The following is a 16484-nucleotide window of genomic DNA, read 5'->3' on the forward strand; positions in this document are numbered from 1 at the left end:
CAAATGCTGCATGAAAGAATGGACTGCCAAAAGTATTTAAACAAACGTTTGATTAAGAAAGCACAAACCTTTTTAAAATATAGGTTTGTGCTTTTATTTAAAACATAATTGAAATTAAGAGCATTCCAATTCCGATAGAAGTAAAGGTTGCGATCAGGCCTGGAATCATAAAGCTATGATTTAGAACATATTTACCGATGCCTGTTGTACCAGTGCGATCAAAGTTAATGGCAGCAACAATTGTTCCATAGTTTGGAATGAAGAAGTATCCATTTACTGCAGGGAACATTGCAATTAGTAATGCTGGTGGAATACCAAGAGATAGTCCAAGAGGCATTAAAGCACGAACGGTTGCTGCTTGGCTGTACAGTAAAATAGATAGAATGAATAATGCGATGGCAAATAGCCACGGGGCACTTGTTACTAAGTGCTGAATTGATCCTTGAATCATATTTAAGTTTCCGTTAAAGAAAGTATCTCCCATCCAGGCGATACCAAAGATTGCAACGACAGCAGTTGCTCCTGCTTTAAAGACGTTACCAGACACAATACTTTCTACATTTGGTTTACAGAAAATAATAATAAGAGCTGCGATAGTTAACATAACCATTTCAATTGTGTTTGGCATGGAAAGACGAACTAACTTCCCGTCAACCATCCATCCCGGACGAAGTGCTTCAAATGAACCAAGAAGTACGACAAGGAAAGTTCCTACCAGGAAAAGGATAACTGATAATTTAGCGCCTTTTACACCCACAAATTCTTTTTTCTCTTCAAGCTTAGGAATCATTCCTTCTTTTAATCGTTTCAAGTATTCAGGGTCTTCATTTAATTCTTTCCCCATTTTGCTAGCAACGAATGCAGCGAACATACAAGCAATGAAAGTAGAAGGGATACTTACTTTTAAAATATCTAATAAAGTGATTTGATAGTCAGCTAACATTGCTAAAAGAGCAACGGTTGCAGCTGATATGGGGCTAGCTGTAATTGCCTGCTGGGAAGCGATTACGGCAATTGACATTGGTCGTTCCGGTCTAATCCCAGATTCGCGAGAGACTTCTGCGATAACAGGAAGTACAGAATAAGCAACGTGACCAGTTCCTGCACATAGTGTGAATAAATAAGTAACAATTGGAGCGAAAAATGTAATACGCTTTGGATTTTTTCGTAATGCTTTCTCAGCAAGGTGGACAAGGTAGTCCATTCCTCCAGCAGCTTGCAAAGCACCGGCAGCGGTAATTACTGCTAAAATCATAAGCATTACATCGATAGGAGGAGCGGTTGGTTGTAAGTGGAAGACAAAAACAAGTATTGCCATACCAACTCCACCCATTACTCCTAAACCAACTCCGCCTAGGCGTGCACCAATAAAAATGCAGAGTAATAAGGTAAGAAATTGTAGCCAAAACATGATAAACTACCTCCGAAATTCATAAGTTAAGATATATCCGAATAGTTTAATTTGAGTGAAAATTAAATAGGTATCCGAAAGAATCCTTGATTTTTCTACATTTTTTATTATATAACACAAAAAAAGTAACATTCATGTATTTTTTGAAAGTATTTCGAAAAAATAACACATTGGAATTTAATATTTACATCTCTAAATAAGTAGACATTTTAATCCATATGTTGTAATCTTTGAAAGAGAATAATTTAATTCTCATAGAACTCCCATATCGTTCAACTCGTTCAGCGAGAAAGGCAAACTGATGGAAACATGAGGACGCAAAACTACAGGGGCTAAGGTCGAAAGGCTATGCTAGCCAGTTACCGGACGGATAGGGTTGGTCTTGACCAATGCTTTTTTCATTGGTCTTTTTTTTATTTGTAAACAATTGAGAAACATTATCAGTTATTAAGTGTTTATATTTTGATAGTTTTACTTGATATTAAGTTAATTAAGAAAGGTGATGTTAATGAAAAAATATTGGCACAAGTTATCTTTTCTTCAAAAAAATGTATTGTTAACGGTATTAGTTATTTTGACGCTTGTTGGTACTATGGGAGCGTTAAGTTTTAACATGTTTCAAAATAGTATGATGTCTATATTTGAAAGGCATTCTTTTGAAACAGGAGATACGGTATTACATAAATTAGACGAAGAGATAGTGAGAGATGTTGCAAAAGACCCAGCGGCAGAAAGAGAAAAGAGAGAGAAGTTAACAGAGAAATTAGATGAATCAACGGAAGAATTGAACAGTGTTGGACAAACGTATATTGTGGGAGCAAAAGAAAATGAAAAAGGTGAGTTACAAATCGTAGGCTTGTCTACAGGCTTAGCAAATGTTGTTGAAGTAAAGCCGGGAGACTATTATAAACAACCAGATCTTTGGATGAAAGCATATGATAAGGTAATGAGCACGAAAAAAGCAAACATGACAGTAGTATATGAAGACGCATTAGGATCATGGGTAACGATATTAGAGCCAATTAAAGATGGAGACGATAATATTGTGGCAATTGTTGCCGCTGATGTAGATGCTTCTATTGTTCCTAGTACAAAGAAACAATTTATTATACAAGGTTTAATGTTTATTTGTATTTCTGTTTTAATTGCAACTGTTATTCAATTCTTAATTGTACGTAATGCACTTGCTCCATTGCGAGATTTACGTGAAGGATTGCGCAAAGTCGGTGAAGGTGATTTAAGTATTAAATTAGAGGAAAGACCAGATGATATTGGTATTATTAATGCGTATTTTAATAATACCATCGAGAAGTTTAAAGGAATTGTAGATAAAGTGAAGCAGACAGCAGAACAGGTTTCCTCATCTTCACAAGAATTGTCAGCGAGTACGAAAGAGAATAGTATGGCAGTTCAAGAAATCGTAAGTTCTATGGTTGGGTTAAGAGCTGGCACTCAGTCTCAAGAAACTTCAGTACAACAGTATTTAGGTATTGTATATGAAATGGAAGATAAGATGGAAGAGATAACGAATGCAGCAAAACAAATGGCGACAGCATCTGAAGATATGGAGCATCATTCAGTAGAAGGAAATGGTGTTATTGAACAGGCGATTAATCAAATGAGCATAGTACAAAATGCAGTACAAGATTTATCTTCAATCATTTATTCTTTGGAAACAAGATCAAAAGAAATTAGTGATATTGTAACTGTAATTACAGGTATTTCAAATCAAACTAATTCGCTAGCTTTAAATGCTTCTATTGAAGCTTCAGGTGCTGGGGCAACCGGAAGGGGATTTGCTGTTGTTGCTGATGAAGTGCGTAAATTAGCAGAGCAGACGGAAGCATCAGCAAAAGCTATAGCAAAATTAATAGGAGAAACACAAGCTGAAATGGAAGAAGCTGTTGTTTCAATGCAAAAAGGTTCAAAAGAAGTAGAATCTGGAATTAAACTTGTTCAAAGTAGTGGTGCTTTCTTTGAAAAAATTTCAAAATCAGCGCAATCTGTTACAAATCAAGTTAGAACTGTTTCTAGCAATTCAAGTGATATACTGCAAAATAGCCAAAATATTGTTCGTGTTGTAAATGAACTATCACATATCGCAAATACGTATGCGAATAGTAGTAATATTGAAGAGAGTATGAAAGAACAGGAAATGTCTGTACAAGATATTGCCGAATTAGCTACTTCTTTAAGCTGGCTTTCACAGGAGTTACAAGAATTAATTGGGGAATTTAAAAGTTAAATGAAATGATTATGCACGCTTTTGTTTGTTCAATAAAATAAATCATGCTACAATGAAAACGAATTAAGAACCGGGGAGCCAATTGGCTGAGAGGATGTAAGTATACATCGACCCTCAACCTGATCTGGATAATGCCAGCGTAGGGAGTTACTTTAAAGTGATGTAGCATAAGTTATTATAGAATAACTTGTATACAAGGCTTTCCTACATGGTAGGAAAGCCTTTTCTTTTTTGAAACCATATTTTGTAAAGGGGATTTTATTATGTCACAACAAGTTACAATTTCATTTTCAGTAGTACCACAAGCGAAGAACAAAGATGTGTATTCCGTTGTTGATAAAGCAATTGAAGTTGTGCAACAATCGGGAGTTCGTTATGAAGTAGGGGCAATGGAAACAACGTTGGAAGGAGAATTAGATGTACTTCTTGACGTCATTAAACGTGCACAACAAGCTTGCGTCGATGCTGGAGCAGAAGAAGTTATCACTTCTATTAAAATTCACTATCGTCCAAGCACGGGTGTAACGATTGACGAAAAGGTTTGGAAGTACCGTGATGAATATGCAAAACCAGAAGCAATCTAAAATAATTACAACAATTTGGCTTATCCTTCTCATTGTGATATGGGAAGGATCTGTTTCATTATTTAAAATTGAACCGTGGATTTTACCAAAGCCTTCCGCGATTGTTCAAGAATTAATTGGAATGAAAGACCTATTACTACCGAATCTGGCACAAACGTTACAGGAAGTAATAATTGGCTTGTTTTTTGCAATTTTACTTGGAACGAGTATTGCAATTCTTATGGACGTTATCCCTTTATTTCGTATTTTAATAAACCCGTTGCTCGTTATTTCGCAAACAATTCCAATCGTTGTACTTGCACCGTTATTTATTATCTGGTTTGGATATGGGATGTTGCCGAAAGTAATGGTAGTCATACTCGTTTGTTTCTTCCCTATTGCGCTTAGCATTTTAGAAGGTTTTCAAACAGTAGATAAAAATATGTTGAAGTTGTTACAAACGATGAAGGCAACGAAGTGGCAAATTTATCAGAAAGTAAAATTTCCAGCAGTGCTTCCATACTTTTTCTCAGGTTTAAAAATTGCAGTTACATATAGCGTAATGGGGGCAATTATCGGAGAATGGCTCGGTGCAAGTGAAGGGTTAGGGGTTATGCTTACGAGAGCAACAAAATCCTTTTTAACTGCCCGAGTATTTGGTGTTGCAGCGATTATCGTCATGGTGACATTATGCCTGTATTTTATCGTGGAGTTTATGGCAAGAATAACAGCACCATGGATATATAGAAAGGACGGCAGAAAATGAAAAAAGGTTTAAAAGTTATGTTAGCTGCCTTATTAGCAGTAGGTGTGGCTGGATGTAATCCGGCGAAGAAAGAAGAAAGTACAAGTAAAGATCAAAAAGTAAAAGTAGTATTAGATTGGTTTCCAAATACGAATCATACTGGTTTATATGTAGCGCAAACGAAAGATTATTATAAAAAGCAAGGATTAGATGTAGAAATTATCCAGCCAGGTGACAATGTGACAGCGGAGCAAATGATAGCTTCAGGAAAAGCGGACTTCGCAATAAGCGCACAAGAAAATGTAACGTTAGCCCGTGTGGAAGGTATTCCTGTTGTGTCTATCGGTGCAATTATTCAGCATAATACATCTGCCTTTGCATCGCTTAAAAAAGATAATATTACATCACCGAAAGATTTTGAAGGTAAACGTTACGGAGGCTGGGGAGGACCAGCAGAGGAAGCGACATTAAAGACAATTATGGATAAAAATCAAGCTGATTTTAATAAAGTTGAAAAAATCATCTTAGGACAAACAGATTTCTTTAAGTCAATTGGCCGTGATGCAGATTTCGAATGGATTTATTACGGATGGGATGGAATTGAAGCGAAGCGTCAAGGAAAAGAGTTAAATACGATTATGGTAAAAGACTTAGATCCAGCGCTCGATTTCTATAGTCCTGTTATTATTACAAGTGAAAAACATACGAAGCAAGATAAAGACTTTGTGAAAAAGTTTATGACTGCAACGACCGAAGGTTATAATTTTGCAATTAAGGAACCGAAAGAAGCTGCTGATATTTTAATTAAAGCTGTTCCAGATATAAATAAAGATTTAGTACAAGAAAGTCAAAAGTGGTTAAGTACGAAGTATCAAGATGATGCAAAAGCATGGGGAGTACAGAAGGAAGAGGTTTGGACAAATTACACGAATTTCTTATATGACAACAAAGTTATTAAAAAGAAAATCGATGTAAAAGATGCCTTTACAAATGAATTCCTTCCAAGTGAAAAATGAGCGGATTACAAATAAAAGATATTGTGAAATCTTTCGATGGAAAGAATGTATTAGCGAATATTAGTGCCTTTATACAGGAGGGAGAATTCGTCTCTTTTGTAGGTCCAAGTGGCTGTGGTAAAAGCACATTGTTAAATATGATCGCGAACGTTGAAGGGCCAACGAGTGGAGAGGTATTTTATAACGAGGAACATGTAAAAAAACAAGATGTTGTAAGTTATATGCCCCAACAAGATTTATTGCTACCGTGGCGCTCTGCTTTGCAAAATATAGTTCTTCCATTGGAGATTGAGGGGAAACCTAAAAAACAAAGGTTAACAGAAGGAATGGAAGCATTAAGACAGTTTGAGCTAGATGAATATGCAGACCATTACCCGGATGCACTGTCTGGTGGTATGCGCCAAAGAATTAGCTTTCTTCGTACATATTTATGTGAGAAGCCAATTATGCTACTGGATGAGCCTTTTGGAAAATTAGATGCGTTTACGAAAATGGAAGTACACAGTTGGCTTTTAAATTCTTGGCACCAAGAAAAGCAAACAATCGTTATGGTTACACATGACTTAGACGAAGCAATTTTACTTTCTGATCGAGTATTTATTTTATCTCAAAGACCAGCATCAATAGTTGGTGAGGTACAAGTGAAATTACCTCGCCCGCGAACGATGGATATGTTAACGTCGCTGGAGTTAAAGAAGGATAAGGAAGAAATTTTGAGCGTATTAGCTCCTTATATGAAAAAATAGAAAAAAGTCTTTTAACAGTTCTTGGTACAATTGCTGTTAAGAGGCTTTTTTATATAGGAGGAGAAAGATGAAATCTATAGAGAAAATAGTGGATTCATTAACGCCGGAGGATTTTGAAGAAGGAACAAAAGAAAAAATAGAGAATAGAATATAACAGAGTAGTTTATACTCTTAATATAATAAATGTTAAAGGGGTGAAAGGATAAAATGACTTTATCAACTGTTCTTCAAATGGTTTTAGCTTAAGACGGGAGAAGTCTGCCTATTTTTAACGATTAAGCTAAATTGAAGACAGCAGGTAAAGAACCTTAATCCTTTCTTACGATAATATGTAATGGGTAAGGTGTATTCACCTTACCCATTTTTATATGCACAATTAAATAAGGCTTTATATTGTTGTTCTCTCTATTTAGCTTATGAATCATAAGTAAAGGAGAGAAAAAAATGAGTATATTAACAGTAGAAAATGTAAGTCATTCGTATGGTGAGAAAACCATCTTATATAAGGCATGTTTTCGATTATTAAAGGGAGAACATGTTGGGTTAGTAGGGAAAAATGGAATTGGAAAATCAACGCTGTTACGTCTGTTAACAGGAGAACTTATACATGATGAAGGGAAAATTGAATGGTTTCCGCATGTGAAGGTAGGATTTTTACAGCAACATACAGATTTGCAAGAAGGGATAACAATTGAAGAATACTTGCAAAGTGCATTTTCTAATTTGTATGCGATTGAATGCGAAATGTTAAAAATTACAGAAGAAATGTCTGAAGCAGAAGACGTAGAAAAACTGTTAGTAAGGTATGGAGAATTACAAACTATATTAGAAAGCTCCAACTTTTATCAAATTCATACAGAAATTGAAGAAGTAGCAATGGGTTTAGGGTTGTTTGAAGTAGGGATGAAGAAGGATGTTTCAAAGTTAAGTGGTGGTCAGCGGACAAAGCTGTTACTTGGGAAACTCCTTTTAGAAAAAGCTGATGTTTTATTGCTAGATGAGCCAACGAATTATTTAGATACAGCACATATAGAATGGTTGCAAACGTATTTGAAACTGTATGAAAAAGCTTATATTATCATTTCACATGACGAAGTATTTTTGAACAAGATTACAAATATTATTTATCATCTAGAGGAGCGAGCAATCAAACGCTATGTGGGTGATTATAATAGTTTTGTGCGTAATTATGAACTGCAAAAGAAACAATTACAAGCAGCATATACGAAACAGCAAAAAGAAATTACACAGTTAGAAACATTTATTCAAAAAAATAAAATTCGAAAAGCGAAACAAGCAAAAAGTCGTGAGAAAGTATTGGAGAAAATGCAAAGGGTTGAAAAGGTTAACAATGTACCTCGTGCCCGTTTTGATTTTAATGTTTATGCTGAGCCAGTGAGTCGTATATTACAGGCCGAGAAACTAAGAATAGGTTATAGTGAACCGTTATTTCCAGAATTGGATTTTCAAGTGAAAAAAGGGGAGAAAATAGCTATTGTTGGTCATAATGGCATCGGAAAAACGACAATGTTAAAAACGTTATTAGGGAAAATAAAGCCATTAAGCGGTTTAGTTTCTGTTGGAGATCGAGTAAATCCTGCCTATTTTGCACAGGAAGAATTTGCTTCAGAAATAACGCCATTAGAGAAAGTTTGGGCAGAAAGACCAGATATGACAAGGAAAGAAGTACGTCAAGCGTTAGCGAAATGTGGATTGAAAGAAGAACACGTATTAAAACCTATTTGTTTATTAAGTGGTGGGGAACAAACGAAAGTGAGATTATGTGAACTTATCGTGATGAAAAGCAATGTTTTAATTTTAGACGAACCTACGAATCATTTGGATATAGAAACTAAGCAGGCCTTACAGGAAGCATTACAACAATATAAAGGAACGGTTTTAATTGTTTCACATGAGCCTTCTTTCTATGAAGCGTGGATAACAAAAGTGTGGAGTATAGAAGAATGGAACGTTGAACAATATGAATAAAGAAAAAGGCATTAGCTCATAAAAGCTAATGCCTTTTTCTTTGTGATTAACATGATTTTTGAGAACTTTTGCATGAGAATTGTATGAAGAAGCACTCTTATGGTGCGCTTATAAGCATGCTTTTTCTTTTGTTATGTTTATATTTATAATAATACTAAATGCCTTTCCCTAATAGGCCACTATCTATCTTTCTTTGTATATATAGATAGTTTGAAACGGAATAAAAAATGATTCCTATAAGTAAAGGATAATGTGATTAGTAGGAGAAGACAATAGAACTTAAAGGAAATTCATGTAAAATTCAGATGAGCTTCACATAAACTTCATATTAGAAATCGAATATAATTATAATCAGTTATTGTAATATTGATTTGTGATTTTTCATAAAATTAAAAGTTTGAAATAAGGAGAGATTTTCTCAATATAAAAAGGCTTAAATACAAACTGCATATGAAAATGAAAGATTGATGAGGAAGGAAATAGCTCATTATAAATAAATTTGAGAAAAGATTGTATGAAGTCAATTTGTAATAGCGTAGCATGATGGTGAAGTTTCATGTAAAATAATAGTAAAAATATGTAAAGGTGTGGTAGTGTGGATGTGTTTTTGAGCATTGCTGAAGAGAAAATTCGACAAGCGATACGGAATGGCGATCTCGATAACATTCCGGGAAAAGGAAAACCACTACAATTAGAAGACCTTTCAATGGTACCTCCAGAACTTAGAATGAGCTATAAAATTTTAAAGAATGCGGGTATGATTCCAGCAGAAATGGAACTACAAAAAGATATATTAAAAATAGAGGATTTAATCGCTTGCTGTTATGATGAAGCAGAGAGAAAAAAATTACAAGAAGAGTTAACAGCAAAAACACTACGTTTTCAGCAGTTAATGGAAAAAAGAAAAATGAAAGATAGTTCAGCATTTCGTATGTATCAAGATAAAGTGAAACTATAATCAGTGGAGGGGGTTCATCCTCCACTGATTATTAGTTGAACCAATCGGGCATTTACGGGAAGTTGACCTCTCACCTAACTTCTTTGCTCCAGCTGAATTTTGAGGTGAGAGTCTTACTGCCCGTTAATGCGGGGTAAAGTATTTCGTAAATTACGTTAAGAGGGATAAGATGAATAAATTTGAAACGATAGAAGAATTAGCGACATATATTGATGAACAACAAGTAGTACTTCTATTTATTAAAACGGAAAATTGCGGTGTTTGTGATGTCATGCTAAGGAAAGTAAGTTACGTATTAGAGAATTATGATTACGTAGAGAAAATAGAAATATTACTACAAGACATGCAAGAGGTTGCAGGGCGATATGCAGTATTTACAGGGCCAACAATTTTATTATTTTATAATGGAAAAGAAATTCTTCGTGAATCACGCTTCATTTCACTTGAAAATTTAGAGAGAACGATTCAACTATTAGAGAATTAAGGGAGGTTTTTATATGGAATTTATTATTGTCATACTATTATTTGTTGTAATTGGAATCATTGTAACAGCTGTTCGATCAAACAAAAGGAAAGTCAATTTGATGAAACAGAGTAATATGCATAATTCGTCTAACAGCTCATCACCACTATTTTTCTTTGCTGGATCTGATGATAGCTCACATGATAGCTCACATGATGGAGGTTCACATGATTGTGGAGGATCTTTTGGTGGAGATAGTGGGGGAAGCTGCGGTGGTGGCGGTGATTGATGAAAATGCGCCTTATATAGGCGTATTTCTTTTTAAACAAACGTTTGATTAAATATCGTTGTCGGCACGCTTATGATTCAACTTGTACCAGAGAATATGATTGGAAGAGTAAATGGGACAATTTTACCACTGTTTATGGGAGCTATGCTAATTGGTACTGCTTTAGCTGGAGGATTAAAGGAAATGACCTCACTAGTTATTGTGTTTTGTATAGCAATGTCACTTATTTTATTAGCGATAGGTCCGGTTTTACGTATACAAATAAATAAAGAAGGTGTTGCTAATAAAGAGGAACTAACAAATTCGTTATCTTCGAAATAACTATTGTAAGGGAGCATGTTTGCTCCCTTTTTCTATGGGGGTCTTTTGACAACTATATGAGCCAATTATATACTGATGTTGTAAAAACGATTTTACAGGTTAGGAGAAATCATGTGAAAAATCAAATCTATGAATTGCGCACTGAAAATAATATTTCACAAGGTGCATTAGCCGATAAATGTAAAGTTTCCAGACAGACGATAAATGCAATTGAGAATAATAAATATGATCCAAGCTTAGCGTTAGCTTTTCGTTTAGCGGAAGTATTAGGAACAACTGTTGATAAACTATTTTTGTATAAGCAGTAGAGTTTTTAATTGACAGACGCTATCGTTAAAAATAAAGAAAAAGATCCCCTTCTTGTGTGAAGGGGATCTTCTGCTTATAACGTTTTAGTTTTCGGATTAGGTGGTGTAACAGATGTATCATTTTCAGGGACTCTAGTTAATAGAAATCCACCGATAATAAATAGTACAATAATACTAAGTACCCCAGCGTTTGTTTTTCCAGTTAATTGAGTCGTAACACCAACTAATACTGGCCCCATAATGGCTGCGAATTTACCAAAGATATTATAGAATCCGAAGAATTCATTAGCAGATTCTTTTGGTACTAGTTTGGCAAAATAGGAACGGCTTAGTGCTTGAATCCCGCCCTGAGATGTGGCAACGAGCATTGCTAAAATCCAAAAATCAAGTGTCGTTTTTAAGAAATAAGCGTATGTGCAAATAATGATATAAATAATAATACCGACATATAGCATTTTTTTACCGGTAAATGTTTCCGATAGTTTTCCATATAATAAAGCGAATGGACATGCGACAATTTGTGTTACAAATAATATGATTAATAGATTAGTTGCACTAATACCGAGATCAGTTCCATATGCTGTAGACATAGTAATAATTGTATCGACCCCGTCAATGTAGAAAAAGTAAGCGATTAGGAACATAAATACAGTTTTATATTCTTTAATATTTTTAAAAGTATCAGCAAGACGCTTGAAGCTCATTGCGATTGGTCTTGGATGGCGTTCAATATAGTGTGTTTGCTCAACGTTTTTTAGCATTGGAATTGTAAATAACCCCCACCAAAGAGCTGTTATTGCGAATGAAATTTGGCTAGCAATGCCGACTGATAGAGGGATAGTTCCTTTTTGAGCAAGAATGATAAGAGCAATACAACCGATAAAAGGAATTGTACTTCCAATATATCCTAAGGCGAATCCTCTCGTAGAAATTCGGTCCATTCTATCTTTAGAAGTAACATCTACTAAGAATGCATCATAAAAAATATTTGCTCCAGCAAAACCAACTAGTGCGAGCATATAGCATCCTAATAATAAGTACCACTGAGAGGTTGGAACAACTGCTAGCATACTCGTAAATACGATACCGAGCCCAAAGAAGAATGTGAAAAATCGTTTTTTAAATCCTTTATAATCAGCAACCGTGCCGAGAATAGGGGCAAGTATAGAAATTAAAAGTGTAGCGAATGAGTTTGCATATCCCCAATAGGCTGTTGAAGTTGCGCCAGACAGTCCGGCTTCTTTTGCAGCGGCTTTAAAGTAAATTGGAAATAATGCAGTTGTAATGACGAGCGAATATACGGAGTTCGCCCAATCGTATAATATCCAGCTTTTTTCTTGTCTGGACATTTTTTTCATATAGTGTTCCCCCTTAAATTTGTTCTACTAACAGTGTACAAAAATAAAAATTATAAAAAGAGAAACAGTGATGATTTTTACATAACTTTTACATATATAAACAGTTCTTTACAATTGAAGTAAATCCTCTACAATTGCTCCGTCCGTTTCACCTAAGTGCAAGCCAAGTAACCGAGCGATAGTCGGTCCTTCATCAATAAGTCTCATATACGGGATTGTAACGCCGCTTTTTATACCTTTCCCAGCAGCGATAAAAATTGTTTCATAGTTAGGTTTTGTTGGAGAGTAACCGTGAGTTCCAAATGTATATTTTTTACTAGGCGTAACATCTTTTTTTGTAATTTCTTTTATAAAATCTCCTGTATAGTTTTCCGTAAAATAATACCCTTCTTGTGCTTCTAACATGAATAAACAATTACCATCTGCACCGCATTCTTTCGCATCTTCATCATGAAGGATAAATTCAATCCCGTTTTGTTTATTTTGAAGCAGTTCTTCCAGGAGTAGTTGTACTTCACGAATTGTATCCGTATCATTTTTGTCTTTCACATATACATAGGCAGACCCGTCGCAACTTTGACAATAGGCCCTCCAATCTACTATTTTCCCTTTTGAATTTATAGAGATAAGCCCTTTTTGATGAAATAGCACATTTAATTGAATGGCTTTGTTTTCACTTAAAGCGCTATGATCGCCAAGAGCAATAATTGTGCTTTCTTCGTATAGTCCACTTTCTTTTAAAGCTTGAATAATTTTTCCTAGCCGTTCATCATGTCTATGAATTGCAGCTATTGTTTCTTTGGATTCAAAGCCGTGATAGTGTCTTTGGGTGTCTAAATCGGTGAAATGTACAAACATGACATTTGGCTTTTTCGTATGAATTGTATGTACAGCCGAAGCGAGCACGAAATCATCAAGTTCAGGTTGTGACAATCCATTTCGTATATGGCCGAAACGATGATTTAAATCTAATTGGTATAGTGGACTACCGCTAAATAAGGAAACTAACACTTGATTTTGCCACGGTCTATTTGGGAAAATTTCTGGCAAATTGTAATCGATTTTTGCTCTTCCAGTAACAGGCCATAGAAGGGCAGCTGTTGTTAAATTTGCTTTGCGCGCTTCATCGTATAAAGTTGTTCCTTTAATGGACTTTCGATACCAATGCCAGTCTGGTGATTCACGTCCTGGTTGAAGTAACGTATTGCTAACAACACCATGCTTATTAGGATAATTACCGGTTACGATTGTTGAGTGACTTGGATATGTTACAGAAGGATAAATGGGCTCTACCTTTTCTACAATCGCGCCCTTTTTTATTAGGGATTGGAAATGAGGTGATTTTTGTAGTATAGGAAAATCTAAAGCTGATAAACAGTCGAAAGATAAAATAATGACACGATTAGTTAATGCTTTATCCATAAAGTAACCCTCCTAATAATATAAAACCTATTCTTATATATTACTATTAATACCTAGTAATAAAAATATGTTTCTGGTTAAAATTTTATTGTTTATTTTCAGAAAAATTAAACATATAATAAGTATAAGGGAATGAATGGAAGGAGGGAATAATATGGATTGGCTAGATGGATTTGGTATCTTTTACATCATTGGAGGAATCACGATTCTCCTTGTATTTGCTATTTCATATTTACTAAAGAAACGTTTTCCAGACAAACAGTTTGATATTATATTTGCACTTAGTTTAGTACTTCTTTGTTTAGCTTTCTTTCCTGTAACAATGACCGCTATTGGTGGATGGGAAGGAATGGGATATGGATTTATTTGTTTCTTCGTTCTAATTGGTACACTTATCGGTATGGTTGCGCATCAACTTGTAAAGATTGTTCGAAAGAGCTACGTATAAAACTACAAAAAATGAAAAGAATATATAAAAATAAGAAAATTCACTCTTGTTTTGAAGTGAAATTTATATTATGATAATCAACAAATTTATTTCGTTATAACGATGAAAAAGGACTAGTATATGTCTACCCCTTTTTGCAGAGAAAGAATCCATTTGGCTGAAAGATTCTTAAAAGGGCGATATGGAACCTACCTTTGCGTTCTGCATATGCAGCGGGAATTTCCCGTTATCAAAAAGAGAGCATGCACAATTTTTGTGTATGAATCAGGGTGGTAACGCCGGCAAAGCTCGGTCCCTATTTAGGGACACGGGCTTTTTTGTATTTTTAAAAGGAGGAATAAGGACTATGGCAAAGGAACAGGTACAAGCTATTACGAAGATGGAAGAGGACTTTGCACAGTGGTACACGGATATTGTAAAAAAAGCTGAACTAGTTGATTATTCAAGTGTAAAAGGGTGTATGATTCTACGCCCGTATGGTTATGCCTTATGGGAAAATATGCAGAAAGTGATGGATGAAAAGTTAAAAGCATCTGGTCATGAAAATGTGTATATGCCAATGTTTATCCCAGAGAGTTTATTGCAAAAAGAGAAGGATCATGTTGAAGGATTTGCTCCTGAAGTAGCATGGGTTACGCATGGTGGGGATGAAAAGTTAGCGGAAAGGCTTTGTGTACGCCCTACATCTGAAACTTTGTTCTGTGAGCATTTTTCAAAGATTGTGCAATCATATAATGATTTACCAAAGTTATATAACCAGTGGTGTTCAGTAGTTCGTTGGGAGAAGACGACGAGACCATTCCTTCGTACAACTGAATTTTTATGGCAAGAAGGTCATACGATCCATGAAACGGCAGAAGAATCGCAAGCTGAAACGTTAAATATTTTAAATTTATATGCTTCTTTCTGTGAGGAGTACTTAGCGATACCAGTAATTAAAGGGCAAAAAACAGAAAAAGAAAAGTTTGCAGGAGCGAAGGCAACTTATACGATTGAAAGTTTAATGCATGATGGAAAAGCGCTTCAAACAGGAACATCTCATAACTTTGGAACGAACTTCTCAGAAGCATTTGATATTAAGTTTTTAGATCGTAACGGTAAGTGGCAATATGTACACCAAACATCTTGGGGTGTATCAACAAGAATGATAGGTGGACTTATTATGGTTCATAGTGATAACAATGGGCTTGTAATGCCTCCAAAAGTAGCACCAGTACAAGTTGTTATCGTACCGATTGCGCAGCATAAAGAGGGTGTGTTAGAAAAAGCAACAGAGTTACAAGGTCGTATTCAGAAGGTTGCGCGTGTAAAAATAGATGCTAGCAATAAAACACCGGGCTGGAAATTTAATGAGTATGAAATGAAGGGTGTTCCAATTAGAGTAGAAGTTGGTCCAAAAGATATTGAAAAGAATCAAGTCGTGCTTGTAAGAAGAGATACGAAAGAAAAAGAATTTATATCAATGAATCAATTAGAAGAACGTATTCCATCATTACTTGAGGAAATTCATATTTCTTTATTTAATAAAGCAAAAGTATTTCGCGATGAGAATACGTATAGTGTGACGAACTTTGAAGAGATGAAAAAAGCAGCTGACGAAAAGCAAGGGTTTATTAAGGCAATGTGGTGCGGAGAATTAGTTTGTGAAGAGAAACTAAAAGAAGAAGTTGGAGTATCTTCACGCTGTATGCCTTTTGAACAAGAACATGTAGCTGATGAATGTATTTGCTGTAGTAAAAAAGCTAAGCATATGGTGTATTGGGGAAAAGCGTATTAATATGCCTTCTGATAGATAATAAAAAGGGCTTTAGTTTGCATAATAAAATGCAATCCAAAGCCCTTTTTAGTTTTATGATTTGTTTCATATATTTTTTAGATGGAAGGATGTTGTTCTTATTTTACGTTTTTACGACGAATAAACAATAACATACCAATTAGGAATGTTGAAAGTCCCATTAAAATAGATGCAGGATAATGCGTTGCAGTATTAGGTAACTTATCACCTTGTTTTGTCGCGTTATCTTTTACGTTATCACCTTGCGAACTGCTATCGCCTTTAACTCGACTGCCTCCTTGAGAGCCATTGCCGCCAGACCCGTTGCCACCAGACCCGTTGCCACCAGAACCGCTGCCATCAGAACCATTCCCGCTGGAACGATTGCCATCAGAGCTGTTGCCACCAGAGCCATTGCCGCCAGACCC

The 16484-nt window shown here is 35.3% G+C and carries 16 protein-coding genes, 1 pseudogene, 2 riboswitches and 1 other annotated feature; of the genes and pseudogenes, 13 read left to right on the forward strand and 4 right to left on the reverse strand.

Annotation, left to right across the window (positions count from 1 at the left end; genetic code table 11):
* Nucleotides 1–97: 97 nt before the first annotated feature.
* A complete protein-coding gene (locus tag COC96_RS25315) occupies nucleotides 98–1411 on the reverse strand; it encodes an anaerobic C4-dicarboxylate transporter family protein (RefSeq protein ID WP_097904922.1) in 1314 nt (437 codons plus the stop codon).
* 282 nt (nucleotides 1412–1693) lie between these two features.
* A riboswitch (cyclic di-GMP riboswitch) is annotated at nucleotides 1694–1778 on the forward strand.
* Between the two features lie 141 nt (nucleotides 1779–1919).
* On the opposite strand from COC96_RS25315, the gene COC96_RS25320 reads away from it, so the two are divergent.
* The 11 genes and pseudogenes from COC96_RS25320 (at nucleotide 1920) to COC96_RS25375 (ending at nucleotide 11054) form a co-directional block, all read left to right on the forward strand.
* Entirely contained in the window at nucleotides 1920–3656 is a 1737-nt protein-coding gene (locus tag COC96_RS25320) for a methyl-accepting chemotaxis protein (RefSeq protein ID WP_098269670.1), read from the forward strand.
* Between the two features lie 61 nt (nucleotides 3657–3717).
* A riboswitch (TPP riboswitch) is annotated at nucleotides 3718–3819 on the forward strand.
* Nucleotides 3820–3919: 100 nt separating this feature from the next.
* Nucleotides 3920–4240: an MTH1187 family thiamine-binding protein gene (locus tag COC96_RS25325; RefSeq protein WP_000082898.1), complete on the forward strand. Its 321-nt coding sequence runs from the start codon at nucleotides 3920–3922 to the stop codon at nucleotides 4238–4240.
* Nucleotides 4212–4985 carry an ABC transporter permease gene (locus COC96_RS25330; protein ID WP_097904920.1) on the forward strand — a complete coding sequence of 258 codons (774 nt, stop codon included), beginning with the start codon at nucleotides 4212–4214 and terminating at the stop codon, nucleotides 4983–4985. Before COC96_RS25325 ends, COC96_RS25330 begins: the two co-directional genes overlap by 29 nt.
* Entirely contained in the window at nucleotides 4982–5980 is a 999-nt protein-coding gene (locus COC96_RS25335; RefSeq protein ID WP_098269669.1) for an ABC transporter substrate-binding protein, read from the forward strand. Before COC96_RS25330 ends, COC96_RS25335 begins: the two co-directional genes overlap by 4 nt.
* Nucleotides 5977–6726 carry an ABC transporter ATP-binding protein gene (locus tag COC96_RS25340; RefSeq protein ID WP_098769618.1) on the forward strand — a complete coding sequence of 250 codons (750 nt, stop codon included), beginning with the start codon at nucleotides 5977–5979 and terminating at the stop codon, nucleotides 6724–6726. The genes COC96_RS25335 and COC96_RS25340 overlap by 4 nt, the downstream gene beginning before the upstream one ends.
* Nucleotides 6727–7170: 444 nt before the next feature.
* Nucleotides 7171–8715: an ABC-F family ATP-binding cassette domain-containing protein gene (locus COC96_RS25345; RefSeq protein ID WP_098269668.1), complete on the forward strand. Its 1545-nt coding sequence runs from the start codon at nucleotides 7171–7173 to the stop codon at nucleotides 8713–8715.
* Between the two features lie 595 nt (nucleotides 8716–9310).
* The gene (locus COC96_RS25355; protein WP_098769620.1) at nucleotides 9311–9673 is read left to right on the forward strand and encodes a J-domain-containing protein; all 363 of its coding nucleotides are present in this window, start codon (nucleotides 9311–9313) and stop codon (nucleotides 9671–9673) included.
* Between the two features lie 169 nt (nucleotides 9674–9842).
* Nucleotides 9843–10157, forward strand: a complete 315-nt coding sequence (locus COC96_RS25360; protein ID WP_098269666.1) for a thioredoxin family protein — start codon at nucleotides 9843–9845, stop codon at nucleotides 10155–10157.
* A gap of 13 nt (nucleotides 10158–10170) precedes the next feature.
* On the forward strand, nucleotides 10171–10425 hold the full coding sequence (locus COC96_RS25365) for a hypothetical protein (RefSeq protein ID WP_098769622.1): 255 nt from the start codon (nucleotides 10171–10173) through the stop codon (nucleotides 10423–10425).
* 48 nt (nucleotides 10426–10473) lie between these two features.
* Nucleotides 10474–10746, forward strand: a pseudogene (locus COC96_RS25370) (MFS transporter); the annotation flags it as partial.
* A gap of 56 nt (nucleotides 10747–10802) precedes the next feature.
* Nucleotides 10803–11054 (forward strand): helix-turn-helix transcriptional regulator, encoded by a 252-nt coding sequence (locus COC96_RS25375; RefSeq protein ID WP_098269663.1) that lies wholly within the window; start codon nucleotides 10803–10805, stop codon nucleotides 11052–11054.
* 74 nt (nucleotides 11055–11128) lie between these two features.
* Here COC96_RS25375 and COC96_RS25380 read toward each other — a convergent pair whose 3' ends face one another.
* Nucleotides 11129–12412, reverse strand: a complete 1284-nt coding sequence (locus tag COC96_RS25380) for an MFS transporter (protein WP_098269662.1) — start codon at nucleotides 12410–12412, stop codon at nucleotides 11129–11131.
* A 108-nt stretch (nucleotides 12413–12520) separates the two neighbouring features.
* Nucleotides 12521–13834 carry an alkaline phosphatase family protein gene (locus tag COC96_RS25385; protein ID WP_098269661.1) on the reverse strand — a complete coding sequence of 438 codons (1314 nt, stop codon included), beginning with the start codon at nucleotides 13832–13834 and terminating at the stop codon, nucleotides 12521–12523.
* Between the two features lie 154 nt (nucleotides 13835–13988).
* Here COC96_RS25385 and COC96_RS25390 point away from each other — a divergent pair, with 154 nt between their 5' ends.
* Both COC96_RS25390 and proS read left to right on the forward strand, forming a co-directional pair.
* On the forward strand, nucleotides 13989–14282 hold the full coding sequence (locus COC96_RS25390; RefSeq protein ID WP_000383861.1) for a YesK-like family protein: 294 nt from the start codon (nucleotides 13989–13991) through the stop codon (nucleotides 14280–14282).
* Between the two features lie 93 nt (nucleotides 14283–14375).
* Nucleotides 14376–14582, forward strand: a binding site (T-box leader).
* A 46-nt stretch (nucleotides 14583–14628) separates the two neighbouring features.
* Entirely contained in the window at nucleotides 14629–16059 is a 1431-nt protein-coding gene (gene proS, locus COC96_RS25395; RefSeq protein WP_098269660.1) for a proline--tRNA ligase, read from the forward strand.
* Between the two features lie 116 nt (nucleotides 16060–16175).
* On the opposite strand, the gene COC96_RS25400 is transcribed toward proS, so the two are convergent.
* Nucleotides 16176–16484: LPXTG cell wall anchor domain-containing protein (locus tag COC96_RS25400; protein WP_142340040.1), on the reverse strand; the 309-nt coding region annotated here is incomplete at its 5' end.

This window comes from Bacillus cereus, assembly GCF_002577405.1.
In the GTDB taxonomy this organism is placed as follows: Bacteria; Bacillota; Bacilli; order Bacillales; family Bacillaceae_G; genus Bacillus_A; species Bacillus_A cereus_AU.

Coding starts and splice junctions, on each gene's coding strand:
- COC96_RS25315 (WP_097904922.1), bottom strand. CDS start 1,411: ATGTTTTGGCTACAATTTCTTACCTTATTACTCTGCATTTTTATTGGT.
- COC96_RS25320 (WP_098269670.1), top strand. CDS start 1,920: ATGAAAAAATATTGGCACAAGTTATCTTTTCTTCAAAAAAATGTATTG.
- COC96_RS25325 (WP_000082898.1), top strand. CDS start 3,920: ATGTCACAACAAGTTACAATTTCATTTTCAGTAGTACCACAAGCGAAG.
- COC96_RS25330 (WP_097904920.1), top strand. CDS start 4,212: ATGAATATGCAAAACCAGAAGCAATCTAAAATAATTACAACAATTTGG.
- COC96_RS25335 (WP_098269669.1), top strand. CDS start 4,982: ATGAAAAAAGGTTTAAAAGTTATGTTAGCTGCCTTATTAGCAGTAGGT.
- COC96_RS25340 (WP_098769618.1), top strand. CDS start 5,977: ATGAGCGGATTACAAATAAAAGATATTGTGAAATCTTTCGATGGAAAG.
- COC96_RS25345 (WP_098269668.1), top strand. CDS start 7,171: ATGAGTATATTAACAGTAGAAAATGTAAGTCATTCGTATGGTGAGAAA.
- COC96_RS25360 (WP_098269666.1), top strand. CDS start 9,843: ATGAATAAATTTGAAACGATAGAAGAATTAGCGACATATATTGATGAA.
- COC96_RS25365 (WP_098769622.1), top strand. CDS start 10,171: ATGGAATTTATTATTGTCATACTATTATTTGTTGTAATTGGAATCATT.
- COC96_RS25375 (WP_098269663.1), top strand. CDS start 10,803: ATGAGCCAATTATATACTGATGTTGTAAAAACGATTTTACAGGTTAGG.
- COC96_RS25380 (WP_098269662.1), bottom strand. CDS start 12,412: ATGAAAAAAATGTCCAGACAAGAAAAAAGCTGGATATTATACGATTGG.
- COC96_RS25385 (WP_098269661.1), bottom strand. CDS start 13,834: ATGGATAAAGCATTAACTAATCGTGTCATTATTTTATCTTTCGACTGT.
- COC96_RS25390 (WP_000383861.1), top strand. CDS start 13,989: ATGGATTGGCTAGATGGATTTGGTATCTTTTACATCATTGGAGGAATC.
- proS (WP_098269660.1), top strand. CDS start 14,629: ATGGCAAAGGAACAGGTACAAGCTATTACGAAGATGGAAGAGGACTTT.